8 protein-coding genes are annotated in these 17,412 nt (G+C 70.8%); all 8 read left to right on the top strand.

Features of this window, described 5'->3' with window-relative positions; genetic code table 11:
• The first annotated feature begins 47 nt into the window (after positions 1-47).
• Positions 48-3,929, top strand: coding sequence for a DNA-directed RNA polymerase subunit beta' (locus ACILQS_RS04260; protein WP_395638863.1), 3,882 nt, complete (start codon positions 48-50; stop codon positions 3,927-3,929).
• A 94-nt stretch (positions 3,930-4,023) separates the two neighbouring features.
• Positions 4,024-4,890, top strand: coding sequence for an FHA domain-containing protein (locus tag ACILQS_RS04255; RefSeq protein WP_395638862.1), 867 nt, complete (start codon positions 4,024-4,026; stop codon positions 4,888-4,890).
• A 63-nt stretch (positions 4,891-4,953) separates the two neighbouring features.
• Complete coding sequence (locus tag ACILQS_RS04250) at positions 4,954-6,087, top strand: serine/threonine-protein kinase (RefSeq protein WP_395638861.1); 1,134 nt, start codon at positions 4,954-4,956, stop codon at positions 6,085-6,087.
• Positions 6,088-6,155: 68 nt separating this feature from the next.
• Entirely contained in the window at positions 6,156-12,125 is a 5,970-nt protein-coding gene (locus ACILQS_RS04245; protein ID WP_395638860.1) for an Ig-like domain-containing protein, read from the top strand.
• 26 nt (positions 12,126-12,151) lie between these two features.
• Entirely contained in the window at positions 12,152-13,117 is a 966-nt protein-coding gene (locus ACILQS_RS04240; RefSeq protein WP_395638859.1) for an AAA family ATPase, read from the top strand.
• Between the two features lie 15 nt (positions 13,118-13,132).
• Positions 13,133-14,497: a DUF58 domain-containing protein gene (locus ACILQS_RS04235; RefSeq protein WP_395638858.1), complete on the top strand. Its 1,365-nt coding sequence runs from the start codon at positions 13,133-13,135 to the stop codon at positions 14,495-14,497.
• A complete protein-coding gene (locus ACILQS_RS04230) occupies positions 14,494-16,980 on the top strand; it encodes a transglutaminase-like domain-containing protein (protein ID WP_395638857.1) in 2,487 nt (828 codons plus the stop codon). Before ACILQS_RS04235 ends, ACILQS_RS04230 begins: the two co-directional genes overlap by 4 nt.
• The coding region (locus ACILQS_RS04225) for a DUF5684 domain-containing protein (RefSeq protein WP_395638856.1) at positions 16,977-17,412 on the top strand (436 nt) is incomplete at its 3' end. The genes ACILQS_RS04230 and ACILQS_RS04225, both read left to right, overlap by 4 nt.

Below are 17,412 nucleotides of genomic sequence, written 5' to 3'. Positions count from 1 at the left end.
CCGGCCGACAAACAACGCGAACTAGTTAGACGTAGAGAGAGACATACGTGATCAACGCGACGAGTTTCGATCAGCTCAAGATCGGCCTGGCCACCTCCGCGGACATCCGCGCGTGGTCGTACGGCGAGGTCAAGAAGCCCGAGACCATCAACTACCGCACCCTCAAGCCCGAGAAGGACGGCCTGTTCGGCGAGCAGATCTTCGGACCCTCGCGCGACTGGGAGTGCTCCTGCGGCAAGTACAAGCGGGTGCGATTCAAGGGCATCGTCTGCGAGCGCTGCGGCGTCGAGGTGACCAAGTCGTCGGTGCGTCGTGAGCGGATGGGCCACATCGAGCTCGCCGCTCCCGTCACCCACATCTGGTACTTCAAGGGCGTCCCGTCGCGCCTGGGCTACCTGCTCGACATGGCGCCGAAGGACCTCGAGAAAGTCATCTACTTCGCCGCCTACATGGTGATCTCGGTGGACGTCGACGGTCGTCACAACGACCTGCCGGGCCTGGAGAACGAGATCCGTCTCGAGATCAAGCAGCTCGAGCAGCAGCGCGACTCGCAGATCAACGCGCGCCTCGCCACCCTCGAGACCGAGATGGCTGCGCTCGAGGAAGAGGGCGCGAAGAGCGACCAGAAGCGCAAGGTCCGCGACGCGGGCGAGAAGGAGATGGGGCAGGTCCGCAAGTCGTACGACGAGCAGATCGCCCAGCTCGAGCGCGTCTGGGACGACTTCCGTTCGCTCAAGGTCGGCGACCTGAAGCCCGAGGACTCGGTCTTCCACGAACTCCAGGACCGCTTCGGCCTGTACTTCGAGGCCCACATGGGCGCCGAGGCCATCCAGAAGCGCCTCCAGGCGTTCGACCTGCAGGCCGAGAGCGACGCGCTGCACGACGAGATCGCCAACGGTCGCGGCGGGCAGAAGAAGATCCGTGCGATCAAGCGTCTGCGCGTCGTCAACTCGTTCCTGCAGACCGGCAACTCGCCGGCCGCGATGGTGCTCGATGTCGTCCCGGTCATCCCGCCGGAGCTGCGCCCGATGGTGCAGCTCGACGGTGGCCGCTTCGCGACCTCCGACCTGAACGACCTGTACCGCCGCGTGATCAACCGCAACAACCGTCTGCGTCGTCTGCTCGACCTGGGCGCGCCGGAGATCATCGTCAACAATGAGAAGCGGATGCTGCAGGAGGCCGTCGACGCGCTGTTCGACAACGGCCGCCGTGGCCGCCCTGTCACCGGAACCGGTAACCGCGCGCTCAAGTCGCTCTCCGACATGCTCAAGGGCAAGCAGGGCCGGTTCCGCCAGAACCTGCTCGGCAAGCGCGTGGACTACTCGGGCCGTTCGGTGATCATCGTCGGACCGCAGCTCAAGCTGCACCAGTGCGGTCTGCCGAAGCAGATGGCGCTCGAGCTGTTCAAGCCGTTCGTCATCAAGCGCCTCATCGACCTGTCGCACGCGCAGAACATCAAGTCGGCCAAGCGCATGGTCGAGCGCTCGCGCCCGCAGGTCTGGGACGTGCTCGAGGAGATCATCCGCGAGCGCCCCGTTCTGCTGAACCGCGCGCCCACGCTGCACCGCCTCGGCATCCAGGCCTTCGAGCCGCAGCTCGTGGAGGGTAAGGCGATCCAGCTGCACCCGCTCGTCTGCGCGGCGTTCAACGCCGACTTCGACGGCGACCAGATGGCCGTCCACCTCCCGCTGAGCGTCGAGGCCCAGGCCGAGGCCCGCATCCTGATGCTGGCGTCGAACAACATCCTGAAGCCGTCCGACGGCCGTCCGGTGACCCTCCCGTCGCAGGACATGATCATCGGCCTCCACCACCTGACCACGGTCAAGGAGGGGGCGACCGGTGAGGGCCGCGCGTTCTCGAGCGTCGCCGAGGCGATCCTCGCGATGGACCAGCACACGCTCGACCTCAACGCGCAGGTGCGCATCCGTCTCACGGGTGTCTACTACGCCGAGGGCGAGGTGCCGGAGGGCTTCGAGCAGGGCGGGACCGCTCTCGTGACGACGACCCTCGGTCGTGCGCTGTTCAACGAGACGCTGCCGACCGACTACCCGTATGTCGAGGCCGTCGCCGACAAGGGCCAGATCTCCGCGATCGTCAACGACCTCGCGGAGCGCTACCCGAAGGTGGAGGTCGCCGCGGCGCTCGACCGGATCAAGGACGCCGGGTTCCACTGGGCGACCCGTTCCGGCGTCACCGTCGCGCTGTCGGACATCATCACCCCGAAGGACAAGCCCGAGATCATCGCGAAGCACGAGAAGCGTGCCTCGAAGGTGCAGGGCGAGTACGACAAGGGTCTGATCGACGACTCGTCACGTCGTCGGGAGCTCATCGAGATCTGGACCGAGGCCACCAACGAGGTCGCGAAGTCGATGCAGAGCGCCTACACCGCCGGCAACAACATCTTCCGGATGGTGTCGTCGGGAGCCCGTGGTAACTGGCTCCAGGTTCGTAACATCTCGGGCATCCGCGGCCTCGTCGCGAACCCGAAGGGTGAGACGATCCCGCGTCCGATCATCTCCTCGTACCGCGAGGGACTGTCGGTGGCCGAGTACTTCATCGCCACGCACGGTGCCCGTAAGGGTCTGGCCGACACCGCCCTCCGCACCGCGGACTCCGGCTACCTGACGCGTCGACTCGTCGACGTCGCGCAGGACGTCATCATCCGCGAGGACGACTGCGGCACGACGAAGGGCCTCGAGCTCACGATCGCCGCGGTCGTCGACGGCACCCTCGTGCGCGACGCCAACGTCGAGAACGCGGTCTACGCCCGTTCGCTCGCCGACGACGCGCTCGACGCCAAGGGCAACGTCGTCGCCGAAGGCGGTTCGGATGTCGGCGACGTGCTGATCGAGAAGCTGATCGCTGCCGGCGTCGAGACCATCAAGGTCCGTTCGGTCCTGACCTGCGAGTCGGCCGTCGGCGTCTGCGCGGCCTGCTACGGCCGTTCGCTCGCCACCGGCAAGCTCGTCGACATCGGCGAAGCGGTCGGCATCATCGCCGCCCAGTCGATCGGCGAGCCCGGCACGCAGCTCACGATGCGTACCTTCCACCAGGGTGGATCGGCCGGCGCGGACGACATCACGCAGGGTCTGCCGCGTGTCACCGAGTTGTTCGAGGCCCGCACCCCGAAGGGCGCTTCGCCCATCGCGGAGTCGGCGGGTCGCGTGACGATCGAGGACACCGACCGCCAGCGCCGCATCATCCTCACGCCCGACAACGGCGACGAGGCGAAGGCGTACCCGGTGCTCAAGCGCGCGACGCTGCTGATCGAAGACGGTCAGCACGTCGAGCTCGGTCAGCAGTTCGTGGTCGGCAACCTGGACCCGAAGGAGGTCCTGCGCGTGCAGGGCAGCCGCGCGGTGCAGAAGCACCTCGTCGACGGCGTGCAGGGCGTCTACCGCTCGCAGGGTGTGCCGATCCACGACAAGCACATCGAGGTCATCGTGCGGCAGATGCTGCGCAAGGTCACCGTCGTCGACCACGGCGACACCGACCTGCTCCCCGGTGAGCTCGTCGACCGCTCGAAGTACAACGACATCAACCGCGCGACGCTGCTCGACGGCAAGAAGACGGCGTCCGGCCGTGAAGAGGTCATGGGTATCACCAAGGCCTCCCTCGCGACCGAGTCGTGGCTGTCGGCCGCGTCCTTCCAGGAGACGACCCGCGTGCTCACGCAGGCCGCCATGGAGGGCAAGTCGGACCCGCTCGTGGGCTTGAAGGAGAACGTCATCATCGGCCAGCTCATCCCGGCCGGTACGGGACTCTCCAAGTACCGCGACGTGTCGGTCGAGGCCACCGAGGAGGCGAAGGCGGAGCGCTACCCGAACCGCATCTTCACCGACGACTCGGTGTTCAGCGAGAGCGACCTGTCGTTCGTCGACTTCGACTCGTTCTCGTCCGACGACTTCTCGCCGGGCACGTACAACTAAGCAGTGACACGAAGGCCCCCGTTCTCCGGAGCGGGGGCCTTCGTCGTGCGGGATGCCACGTGGTGCGAGAACTGCTCGCGTTAGAGTGAGCTCGATGTTCGCCTACGTCCCCGCCGACGCCCCGACCGGCATGGGTCACGCCGTTGTGACCGACCGCTTCGTCTGCCTGCTCGGCGACGAGAGCGACGCTGGGGTCGCGATCGAGCTGCACCGGCTCCTCGAGGCGCCGTCGACGACGATCGCGGATGTCCTCGACGTGTTCGCGCTGCACGGGGCGACGAAGCGCTTCGCGATCGTGGAGGTGCTCGACCCGGTCGAACGGATCGTGCACGTCGCGGTCTCGGGTGAGATCGCCGTCGAACTCGCCGGCGCCACCTCCACCCGGCTCTCCGGCCCGACGGGGGCGGCGTCGTTCCACGGCGAGGTGCGCGGCGTGCAGACGCTGCGGCTCGCTCTCGGCGCGCACGGCGAGGGGCCGACGCCTCTGCCGATCCGCCGCGGGGTGGTGCGCACCCGTGACATCGCGATCGACGCCGCCGCCGAACAGCCCGTCCCCGTCGAGCAGCGCGCCGAGCCGGCGCAGCCGCAACGCGTCGATCTCGGGATGGGGGCGCGTCTGGTGCCTCTCGTGCTCCAGCTTCCCGACGGCAGCGAACTCGAGCCGAGCACCCCCGTCGTGCTGGGGCGTCGACCCTGGCGCACGACCCCGGAGGAGACCTCGACCTCCTACGTGGTCGCGCCGTCTCCGAAGCGGGAGATCTCCGGCGTGCACCTCGAGGTCGCCCTGGTCGGCGGCGAGCTCGTGGCGCGCGACCTCGAGTCCACGAACGGCACGCTCGTACTCACCCCCGCGCGGGCTCCTCGGCTACTTCATGAGGGACGGTCAACAGCTCTCCGAGCTGGCGATATCCTCGACCTCGGAGAAGAGTTCCGCATCTCGGTCGGCACCCGGACACCGTAGGGCCGGCGGGGATCCGCTCCATCAGGGATCGACCCCGCGCGAGTGCGGGCCGAGGGGGTACGCGTGGTGAGACGGAAAGCGGCTGCCCCCCCGATCCTGCCGGGCCACAGCTACATCCGTCCGCTCGGTTCGGGCGGCTTCGCCGACGTCTACCTGTTCGAACAGGACATGCCCCGCCGCGTCGTCGCCGTCAAAGTGCTCGTCGACGACGCCGTGAACCCCGACGTCATCCGCACCTTCAACGCCGAAGCGGACATCATGGCCCGGCTCTCGGCGCACGCCTCGATCGTCACGATCTACCAGGCGAGCATCTCCGCCGACGGCCGCCCGTACTTCGTCATGGAGTACTGCCCCGACAACATGAGCGCGAAGTACAAGAAGGGGCAGCTGCCGGTCGCCGAGGTGCTCGACACCGGCGTGCGCATCGCCGCCGCGCTCGAGACCGCGCACCGCTCGGGGCTGCTGCATCGCGACATCAAGCCCTCCAACATCCTCATCACTTCCCTCGGCACCCCGGTGCTCGCCGACTTCGGTGTCGCGACCGCCCTCGAGCCGCTCGACACGCACGACGAGGTGTTCGCGATGTCGGTGCCGTGGTCGTCGCCCGAGGTGCTCGATCAGCGCGTCACCGGCTCGGTCGCCGCCGAGGTGTGGAGCCTGGGGGCGACCCTGTACACGTTGCTCGCCGGGCGCAGCCCCTTCGAGTCGCCGGACCGGGAGAAGAACCGGCGGGACGTGCTCACCGCCCGCGTCGTGAAGGCGAAGTACACCTCGATCGGTCGCGCCGACGTGACCCCGCGGATCGAGGGCATCCTCGCCCGCGCGATGAGCAAAGACCCCGCGGCCCGGCAGGAGTCGATGCACGCGCTCGCCGAAGAGCTGCGCTGGGCGCAGTACGAACTCGGGCTCCCGCCGACGACCCTCGAGGTCGCCGCTCCCGAATGGGCTTCGGCCGGCGTCCCCGTCGACTTCGCCGCATCAGCCCCGCGCGGCCCGGTGATCTCGACGGTCAACAAAGACTCTCGTCGCGCGGCCCGCGCCGCGCAGGCCTACACGCAGCGCCGGCTCGACGACGACGGCGTCCTGCCGGCGAGGGCGGCGGCACCCTGGAAGGCGGCGCTCATCGGCGGACTCGTCGGGGCGGGCGTGCTCGGCATCGTCGGCGTCGCCGCGCTGTTCGCGCTCGGGGTGCTGTAGTGGGGCGGGGACCCCGCATCGGGCGGGTGCTCTCGATGGCCCGGGCCGCCCCCGCGTCGCGTCGACCTGTGCGCCATCTCGTCCCGCTCGTCGCGGGCGTGGCGTCGGTCGCGGTCGTCGCGACCCTCGCCGTGGCGCTCGACGGGTACGACGCGCAGGAGGTTCCGGCCCTCAGCTCGTCGGTGTGGGTCAGCCGCGACTCCGGGCAGTACGCCCGGGTCAACACCGAGCTCGCCGAGATCGACACCGTGCGGGCGGCGGACGACCCCGACACGATCGTGCAGGACGGCGACGCGGGACTCGTCCTCACCGGAGGCTACGGCCGCGCCTGGCCGATCGACGCCGCGAACCCGGGTGACCTCGGTGCCGCCGCCGGCGACGCGGAAGGGGCGGCGGACGTCGCGTCGGGCGAGGCGACACCGAACGGCACGCGGCTCGTCATCCAGACCGGCGGATGGGTCGCCTACGTCACGAGCACCGGGCGCACGTATCTCGGCGGCCTGCCGGTCGGCGACGAACTGCCGCTGCCGATCCTCGTCGACCCGTTCCGCGACGTCGTCGTCGCCGACGGGGAGGAACCGCCGAACTTCGTCGCCTCCGCGGTCGCCGTCGATGAGAACGGGCTGGTCGCGATGTACTCGCCCGCCGAGGCCGCGGTGCGGGTCTACGACGCGCCGCGCGACGAGTTCCGCGACCCGGTCGCGATCCCGTCGGCCCCCGATGCCGATGCCCGTGTCGAACTCACTCTCGTGCAGGGAGCGTGGGCGCTCTTCGACCCGGCCGAGGGGATGCTCTGGCGCCCGGGCGGCTCGGCGCCGATCGACACCGGACTCGGCCCCGACGCCCGGCTCCAGGCGAGTTCGGCGATCTCGCCGACCGTCCATCTCGCCGATGCCGACGGGTTGTTCGCGATCGACCCCTCGTCGGACGAGGTGCGGCGGCTGACCGACGGCGGGGGAGTCCCCGCTCAGCCGACCGTCGTCGCCGGCGAACTCGTCGCCGCCTGGCTGTCCGCCTCGTCAGGCCGCCTGTGGACCGAGCGCGACGGCGACACGGACCTCGCGATCGACGGCGACCTGCTCGAGGACCTCGACGAGATCATCCCCGTCGTGCGTTCCAACGGCGACCGCGCCGTGCTCAACGAGACGGTCTCCGGGATGCTGTGGCGGGTTCCCGACGGGCAGCTGATCCCGGTCGCCCAGTGGAGCTTGGACGACGAGAACGACCGGGATGACGGCACGATCCAGGTCGACGACGTCGCCGAGCAGGAGCCGCCGGTCGCCGTCGCCGACGCCTTCGGAGTGCGTCCCGGTGAGCTGGTGGCGCTGCCCCTGCTGCTCAACGACCACGACCCGAACAAGAAGGACGTGCTGACGATCGTCCCCGAGTCGGTGACGTCGATCGGTGACTTCGGCACCCTGTCGCTCGCGGGCAACGACCAGCAGGCGGTCGTGCGGGTCGCGGCCGGCGGTGGGTCCACCACCTTCAGCTATGCGGTGACCGACGGCGTCTCGACATCGCCGCCCGCGTCGGTCACCCTCACGGTCGTCGACCCCGCGGTGAACACGGCCCCGGAGTGGTGCGGGGTGAGCGCGTGCGTGCAGGAGTGGCCGTCGCCGGGCATCTCCGCGGGCGGCACCGTGACAGTGCCGGTGCTCTCCGCCTGGGTCGACCACGAGGGCGACGTCATCGTGCTCGCCGACGCGACGAAAGACGACCCGAGCGCTCCGGTGACGGTCGTCGCGACTGCCGACGGCGACGTCGTCGTGCGCCACCAGGACCCCAATGCCTCGGATGCCGTCATCCCGATCACCGTGACCGTCGCGGATGCGCGCGGGGCGAGCGCCACCCGCACCCTGGAGGTGCGCGTCACGGCGAATCCGGCGCTCGTCGCGGAGCCGATCGCCGTGGTCGCCGGCGTCGACGAGAAGGTGAGCGTCGACGTGACGACGCATGTGCGCGGCGGTTCGGGCTCGTTCTCGATCGTCGACGCCGTGCAGACATCGTCGGCCGGGGATCTGATCGTCGTGCCGAACGCCGCGTCGGGGCGTATCGACCTGACGGCGGACGTCCCCGGAAACTACGTCGTCACCTACACGGTCCAGGACCTCAGCACCCAGGCTCAGCAGTCGTCCCTGCTGCGGGTCACCGTCGTCGCCTCCGGGGCACCGCTCTCGATCGCGCCGATGACCGCCTTCGTGCGCGCGAACGAGGACGCGACGGTCGACGTGCTCGCCGCCGTGCAGAACACCTCGGGCCGGGTGCTCCTGGTGTCCGAAGCCGTCTCGTCCGACCCGGCTCTCGGCGTCAGCGTCGTCGGGCAGTCCCGCGTGCGGGTGGCCGGCACGACCCCGGACGGGCTCCCCGGCCGCGTCGGCACGGCGGATGTCACCGTCACCGACGGGGCCGGGAGCACCGTGCAGGGTTCGATCACCGTCTTCCTGGTCGCCGCCTCGACGTCGAGCGGGCCGATCGCGGTCCCCGATACCGCGACGGTTCGGGCCGGGAGCCAAGCCGACCTGCTCGTGCTCGCCAACGATGTGAGCCCGCGCGGTGAGCGTGTGGTCGTGCATCCCGACCTCGAGGGCTCGGGGACGGCGGGCGAACTCGCCTTCGTGGCCGGCGATCGCCTGCGCTACCTCGCCCCCGACGTGCCCGGCGTCTACACCCTGCGTTATTCGATCTTTCTCGAGAACTCTCCCCAGTTGCTCGACTCCGCGACCGTGACGGTCACCGTCCTCCCTCCGGGCACGAATCGCGATCCCCAGCCGCCCATCCTCACCGCACGGGTCGTCGCGGGGCAGTCCGTCGCCATCCCGTTCTCCGGGTCGGGCATCGATCCCGACGGCGACCGGGTCGTGTTGTCCGACGTGTCCCAGCCGCCGTCCGGGCAGGGCATCGCCGAGATCTCGGCCGAAGGCGACGCCCTCGTCTACACCGCACCGGGCAACGGGGTCGCGGGTGGCCAGGTGAGTTTCGCCTATCGCGTGCGCGACACCGCGGGGGCCGTCGCCGAAGGCATCGTCCGGGTCGGCGTGCTCGCCACCGACATCTCCGACGTCGCCCCGGTCACCTACGGCGACTACGTGCGGGTGCAGGCGGGGACGGAGTCGCCGCTCACGGTCGCCCCGCTGCTCAACGACCGGGACCCCCTCCAGGGCCGGCTCGAGCTGGAGAGCGTGGTGCCCAACGCACCCTCCGGCAGCCCGGAGTACCTCCGGCTCGACGCGCTGCTCGGCACCGGCGACCTCACGGCCGGTGAGGTCACGGTGGGGGCGGGCGACGTGCTCGGGGTGCACTCGTACGTCTACACCGCGGTCTCGCAGACCTCTTTCAGCACCGCCCAGGGGCTCATCGTCGTCAACGTCACCGATGCCCCGTCGCCCGACGCTCCCGTCGTCACCGACACCGTCGTCACGGCGCAGAACCGCGGGCAGTTGAGCGGCGGTGTCGACGTCGTCACCGGCAAGGTGCAGTGGGCGAGCGGTGACCCGGCCGAGCTGGAACTCGCGATCTGGGGGCCTGCGGCATCCCGCTACGCGGTCGACGGCCGTCGGATCTCCGGTCCGCTTCCCGCCGACGGCGACATCGTGCCGTTCTCCCTCACCGGCCCCACGCCCGCCGGTGCCACGGTCGTGAGCTACGGATTCCTGCGCATCCCCGCGTTCGACGACATGCGCATCCAGCTCAAGCCCGGCACCGAGCCCCTCTCCGTTCCGGAGGAGCAGTCGGTCGAGGTCGCGGTGCGCGGGCTGCTCGACCTCGCGTCGGCCGACACCGTCGAGATCCGCGACGACGACGAGTTCGCCGTGCAACGCGCCAATGCCACCTGCACGCCCGCGTCGGGTTCGCGGGTGACCTACGGCGCGGGCCGCGAAGCGCCCTGGAGCGACACCTGCACGGTGCCCGTGAGGATCGCCGGGCAGGACACCTGGACCCTCCTCGGCGTGCCCGTGCTTATCGAGCCGAAGGACCCGCAGGCGATCCTCAACTCGATCAGCCGCACGATCGCGCCCGGCGACCCCGCGCAGGTCTCGATCGACCTGTACGACGAGATGACCGCCTGGGAGGGCGGGCGCGAAGGCGACCTGAGCCTCCTCGACTACCAGATCGCCTTCTCGGGGACGGCGTTCCTCGTCACCCCCGGCCCCGGCGACACCGTGCTGATCGATGTCCGCGCGGATGCCCGCCCCGGAACGCGCGAGTCGGTCCGCGTCTCGGTGGATGCCTACGGCGGCCTCACCGCCGGGATCTCGCTCGTCGTCGGGATCGCTCCGCCCGACGCACCCCGCGGCGCGAACTTCACCCAGCAGTGCGACGTGAGCAGGGGAGCGACGTGCGCCATCCCGGTCGTCGGCAAGGCGGGGGAGTACGACCCGTTTCGGGGCGAGGTGGGCTCGGGCCTGAAGCTCGTCGGAGTGGGCACCTCCCCCGCCGGGGGTACCGTGAGCTGCACTGTCGCGACGGTCCGGGTCGGCGACGACCGCCAGGTGGTCGCGACCTGGCCGGCGGGGCCGAAGCCCCTCGGCGGTGAGTGTCAGGTGACGTACACGGTGGCGGATGCCCAGGGACGCACCGGTCAGGGCGTGCTGACGATCGATGTGCTCGGCTACCCGCCGCGTCCGTCGAGCGTGACGACGACGGCGTACAGCTCGACGAGCGTGACCCTGCGCGTCGATCTCGGAGACGCCCGCACCGCTCATCCGGTCGTCGAGACCGTCGCGATCTACGAGGGCGGCTCGGCGACGGATGCCGCCTGCACGCCCGCGGGTCCCGACTATCAGTGCGTCATCTCGGGACTGGTCAATGGTGACCAGAACACCTACACCGCGCGCGCCGTGAACTCGGTGGGGGAATCGCTCGACACGACCGGCCACACGACCTCGTCGTACGCCAAGCCTCAGGTCACCGACCTCGAGGCCGAGAGCGTCTACCGCGCGGGGAACGTGACCACCGCGACCACCGGGATCGTCTCGCTGAGTATCACCGCGGCCCAGGATGCACAGGCCTATCGCGTGCTCGTGAACGGGGCTCCGCACTCGACGATCACGCGCACGGGCACGACGACGACCGCGGACATCGGCTTCGCTCCGGGGAACCGGCTGATCGAAGTCATCCCGATCAGCCGGTTCTCCCCGCCGATCCCGGGCAGCAACGAGGGCGACGCGATGTCGATCACCGGGCTCGCCGTGGGCCTGCCGATCGCGAACGCGAGCGGCACCGCCGCGTCGAACTCGGACGGCACGGCCCTCATCCTGACGGGCGCGGATGCCGACCCGAACAGCAGCCCCGACGCGGCGAGCGTCACCTATTACGCGTGGCAGGGCGGCACGCCCTCGTGCACCGCCGACGCGAACGGCGATCAGCAGGTGTCCGGAGCCGCGGCGACGTCGGCGACGACGACGATCGGCGGGCTGACGCCCAACGAGGACTACTTCGTGGCCGCGTGCATCTCGTACGGCTTCGGCGCGGTCGCCACCGGTGCCGTGGCGACGTTCACCTTCGCGGCCCCACCCGCCCCGGCCGACGCCGACACTCTCACCTACTCGATCGACACGTCATCCTCCACCGGTTCGGACACCCGGTACTACGGGCTGGCCGGTGTCGAGCAGGCGACGAACAACCCGGGCAACGGATTCCAGCAGCGGTATCGCGTCAACGGAGGCGGTCTGCAGAACTCGCTCAGCGATCTTCCGTCGGGCGCCACGCCGAGCGTGACCGTCGCGTTCTGCAAGAACATCGGCGGGGCGCCCCGGTGCGGTCCGGAGAGCACGATCTCGCCGGCCGCCGGCGGCCCGACGACGACGATCACCGTGACGTATCCGGAGTGCGACGCGCTGACCTCGGGCTCCGACGTGGCCAACGCGAGTCTGGTCGTGGCGAGCGGACCCGCCGCCGGCCAGTTCACGGCGACCGCGAGCGACGCCCCGGGAGGGTTCCTCGGCCTCCAGCGGGTGTATTCCTTCGACGTGACCTGGACCGGGGCCGGCTTTACCGGTCTCGCCCCGGCCCCCTTCCAACGCACCTGTGGCGACTGACCATTCCCTTCCGAGAGGACCGCACCATGACGATCGCGCCCGAACAGGCGACCTGGTTCGCCGAGACGTTCGGCCTGCTCGCCGACAACGTGGAGCAGGCGGTGCTCGGCAAGCGGCACGTCGTCGAGCTCGTGCTCGCCGCGACCCTCAGCGAAGGGCACGTGCTGCTCGAGGACGTGCCCGGCACGGGAAAGACCGCGCTCGCCCGGGCGCTCTCGGCGACGGTGAAGGGCACGGCATCCCGCATCCAGTTCACCCCCGACCTGCTGCCCGGCGACGTGACCGGCATCACCGTGTACGACCAGAAGAAGGGCGAGTTCCAGTTCCACGCGGGACCGATCTTCGCCAACATCGTGCTCGCCGACGAGATCAACCGCGCGTCGCCGAAGACCCAGTCGGCGCTGCTCGAGGTGATGGAGGAGGGGAACGTCACGGTCGACGGGGTGACCCGTCCCGTCGGCCGCCCGTTCCTGGTGATCGCGACACAGAACCCGGTCGAGCAGGCGGGCACCTATCGGCTACCCGAGGCCCAGCTCGACCGCTTCATGATCCGCACCTCGATCGGCTATCCGGACGCGGCCGCGACGCTCCGCATCCTCCAGGGGGTCGGGTCGATCAAGAAGGAGCCGCCGGGCATCGTCGACACCGAGCGCCTCGTCACGATGACCGACATGGCGCGCGACGTGCACACCAGCCCGCTCGTGTCGGACTACATCATGCGCATCGTCGACGCGACGCGGAACGCGACCGAGGTCAAGCTCGGCGTCAGCGTGCGCGGGGCGATCTCGTTCGCCCGCCTCGCGATGACCTGGGCGGCGTCGCGCGGCCGCACCTTCGTCACGCCCGACGATGTGCGCGACCTCGCCGTGCCGGCACTCGCGCACCGCATGATCCTCGAGCCCGAGGCCGAGTTCGACGGCGTCACCGCCGTGGATGTCGTCGGCCAAGTGCTGCTCGACGTCGCTCCGCCCGTGGAGAACGGCGCCGCCTAGGCGACCAGCGACCCGATGAGCACCGAGACCCGATCCCAGCTGGGGCGAACGCGCGGCACCCGCACCTTCGCGCGCTCCGGCACCGTCACGCGCTTCACGCGCACGCGGACCGGAATCGCGGGGGGCGTGTTCTGGGGACGACGCGCGCTGCGTCGCACGCGGGAGGGTCTGCTCTCCGTCGTCACCTGGCTGCGCACGACGGTCACTCCGGCCGGGTGGCTCCTCGTCGCGATCTCCGTCGTGGGCGTGGCGGGTGGGATCGGCTTCGGGCTCGTCGAGGGCTGGGTCGTCGCCGCGATCGCCGTCGTGCTGCTGGCCCTCAGCGTGCCGTTCCTGCTCGGGGCGCACGACTACGGGATCCGGCTCGAGCTCGCCAAGGACCGCGTCGTCGCCGGGTCCGAGGTCACCGGCAGTCTCGACATCGTCAACCGCAGCAGGCGGGTGGCGCTGCCCGGGATCGTCGACATCCCGGTGGGCGCCGGTCTGGTGGAGGTGCACGTGCCGCTCCTGCGCGGCGGTGCCGACCATCGGGAGTCGCTCGCGATCTCCGCACACCGTCGGGGTGTCATCCAGGTCGGGCCGATGACGGTCGGGCGCGGCGACCCCGTCGGAATCCTGCGCCGGGAGCACGCGTGGCCGGGGGTGCAGCACATCTACGTGCACCCCGTGACCGTGGCGATCCCCTCGACGAGCGCCGGTCTGGTGAAAGACCTCGAAGGGGCGCCGACGAGCGACATCGTGGATGCCGACCTCTCGTTCCACGCCCTGCGCGAGTACGTCCCGGGCGACTCCTACCGGCACGTGCACTGGAAGTCGACGGCGAAGACGGGCGTGCTCATGGTGCGCCAGTACGAGGAGACCCGGCACTCGCGCATCGCGGTGATCGTCGACCTCGCCGTCGGGGGGTATGCCTCCGACGACGAGTTCGAGATGGCGGTCAGCGCGGCCGCGTCGCTCGGCGTCCACGGGGTGCGCGACGGCCGCGACGTCCTCGTGAGCGCCAGCGCCGACATCCCCGACTTCTCCCGCGACCACGTGCGCTCGATCCAGACGCTGTCGACGCTGACCGCGAAGCACCTCCTCGACGGGTTCGCCGGGATCGATTCGGGCGAGAACGCGATGGCGCTCGAAGACGTCACCCGCCTCACCGTGCAGTCCTTCCCGGAGCTCTCGATCGCCTTCCTGGTGACCGGCTCGCAGGTCGAGCTGCCTCGGCTGCGGGCGGCGGCCTTCGGGTTCCCGTCGCAGGTCGCGGTCGTCGCCGTCCGTGCCGACGCCGGTGCCGAGCCGACGCTGCGGTCCGCGAACGAGCTCACGGTGCTCACGATCGGGACCCTCGGCGACCTGAAGAACATGATGGCCCGGGGTGCGATCCGATGAGCCGCGGACTGCTGCTCTGGGGTCTCCTCTACCTCCTCGTCGGCGTCGCCCTGGCGACCGCGTCGGCGTGGGAGATCTATCGCACGCCCCGTCTCGTCGTCGTCGCCGCGGTCGCCGCCGCGCTCGGCATCGGCGTCGTCCTGCTCGTGCGGGCGCTGCGCTGGCGCGGCTGGGCGATTCCCGCGCTCGTCGGCCTCGGGTACCTGCTGCTGGTGGTGCCGGTCGCCATCCCGTCGGCGCTCAGCTCGCCGGTCGAGGTGCTGCGCGGCGTGCGGGACGGGGTCGTCGGGATCGTCGTGGGCTGGAAGCAGGTGCTGACGCTCAGCCTGCCGCTCGGCGAGTACCAGGCGGTTCTCGTGCCCTTCTTCGTGCTGGTCGTCACCGGCACGGCGTTGGCGTCCTACCTCATCTCCCGCGAGGGGCCGGGCACCGCGGGGGCCGCCGGTGTCGTCGTCGCACTCAGCGCGTTCGGGATCGTGTTCGGCGGCTCGACCACCGGGGCCGCGTTCGCGCTCGGCGACGTGCGCATCCCGGCACTGCGCGAAGTGCTCCTCGGAGTGGTCCTCGTGCTGGCGTCGGTGGTCTGGCTGGTCGGCCGGGCGCGGCTTCGTCGCGCGGCGGCGCTCAGGGCGGCGCGGGCGCAGTCCTCGTCGGTGCGGCAGGGTGCCGAGACGTTCGCGCTGAGGTTGCGGCGGCAGATCGCCGCGGTGCTTCTGGTGGCGATCGCGCTGGCGAGCGGCCTCGCGTTCGCCCCGCTCGCCCAGAGCCTCTCCCCCCGTCAGGCGCTGCGCGACGATGTGGATCCGCTGGTGATCGTGCGGCAGCAGCCGAGCCCGCTCGCGGCCTACCGCACCTGGTTCACCGACGGCGGGTTCGAGGCGGAGCTGTTCGGCGTCTCGGGTGGCTCCGGAGTGGATCGGCTGCGCATCGCGACTCTCGACTCCTACGACGGCGACCAGTTCCGGGTGTCGGCGGGGGAGAGCGGGGTGCGTTACGTCCGGCTCCCGGGCGGCGGCTCCGGCGGGGGCTCGGAGGTGCGGATCTCGATCGGCGACGGGTATCGCGGGATCTGGCTACCCGTGCCCGACGGTGTGACCCGCGCCCCCGAGTTCGCCGGTGTTCGCGCGGCGGCGCTCGCCGACGGGTTCTACCTCGACGCCGCCAGCGGGTCGGCGATCGACACGGCGGCCGCGCCGTCGCCCACCGGCGCGGAGGATGCCTACGGCGTGCTGCCCGGCGACAGCTACGTCGTCGTCGCCGGCGCCGACGAGGGCCCCACCGGCTTCTCGTCCGAACCGGGTGCCGCGGCGCGCATCTCCGCCGACGACTACCCGCAGCTCGCCGGGTGGGTCGAGCGCCAGGCGGCGCCGCGCACCGGGGCCGGCCTCGCCGAGCTGGTCGACCGCCTGCGGGAGCGCGGTTACCTGAGCCACTCCGTCACCGACGGCGGCGGCGACGCCGCCTGGATCGCCGACCTCGAGACGCGCGCCGACTACGTGTTCCAGGGCAGCAGGTCGGGTCACTCGGCCGCGCGCATCGAGCAACTCTTCGCCGACCTGAACGTCCAGGAGCAGCGTGCGGGTTCTGACGCGGATCCGGATGCGCTCGTCGCCGCGGTCGGCGACGACGAGCAGTTCGCCGTGGCCGCGGCGCTGATCGCGCGCTACCTCGGCTTCGAGTCCCGCGTGGTGATCGGCGTGCGCCTGACGAGCCCCGAGTCGTCCCCGGGCATCCCGGCCTGCGCCGAGGTCTGCACGGGCTCGAACGTGAGCGCCTGGATCGAGGTGCGGTCGGCCACCGGCGGCTGGACGCCGTTCGACGTGACCCCGCAGTACGAGGTCTCGCCCCTCACGATCACCGACGGCGAGAAGCTGCCGGAGAACCCGACGGCACTCGATCAGGTGAGTGCCGACCCGCTCGACCCGCCGCAGGCGCAGCGCGACGACTCGGAGTCGCCCGACGAGGATCCGTCCGCCGCTCCGGCCTGGTGGGAGGGGCTGCTGCCGATTCTCGCGGTCGTCGGCACGGTCGCGCTCACCCTCCTGCTGCTGCTCTTGCCGGTCCTCGTGCTGGCGATCGCGAAGGTCGTGCGCCGACGGTCTCGTCGGGACGCCCTCATCCCCGAGGTGAGCATGGTGGGCGCCTGGACCGAGCTCGTCGACGGCTACGTCGATCTCGGCTTCGACGTGCCCGACCGGGTGAGCCGGAGCGCGGCGGCTCAGGCCGTCGGTCGACCGCGGGCCGTCGCGCTCGCCGCCGTGGTCGACCGAGCGGTCTTCGCCGAGCATCCGCCCGAGCGTTCGGCGAGCACCGCCTCGTGGCGGCTCGTCGACGACGAGCGTCGCGAACTCGCCGCCGCCGTCCCGTGGACCCGCCGCCTGCTCGCGGCGATCGCGCCGGCATCCTTCCTCCGTGAACTCGGCGCGACGCGGGCCACGCTCGCGCGACGCGGTCCGCTCCCTCGAAAGGCCTCTCGCCCATGATCCCGTCGTCCGTCGTTCCGTACCCCGATCTCGGGATCCTGGTGGCCGTCTGGGGCGTCGTCCTCGTCCTCGGAATCGGGTCCTACCTCTGGTACGCGTTCATGCTGTCGAAGGTGTTCGCCCGGCTCGGCGCCGACAGCTGGAAGGGCTGGGTGCCGGTGCTCAACGAGGCGGAGATCTTCCGCCTCGGCGGGGTCCCCTCGTGGTCGGTGGTGTTCCTCGTGCTGCCGGTCGTCGCGCTCTACGGCCTCTATCTGAAAGTCGTCGCGGTCGCACGGATCAACGCCCACTTCGGCCGTGGAGTCGGTGCGACCGTGCTCGCCGTCGTGCTGCCCCCGGTCTGGGCGACGCTTCTCGCCCAGAACACCGGGTCGGTCGATCCGGCGCTCGAGGAACGCATCGCCCCGTCGGTCGCCTCCCGGTCCGGTTACG

This window comes from Pseudolysinimonas sp., from assembly GCF_044239695.1.
GTDB lineage: Bacteria > Actinomycetota > Actinomycetes > Actinomycetales > Microbacteriaceae > Pseudolysinimonas_A.
The sequence above is the reverse complement of the archived record's forward strand: the minus strand, read 5'-3'. Positions and strand labels throughout refer to the sequence as shown.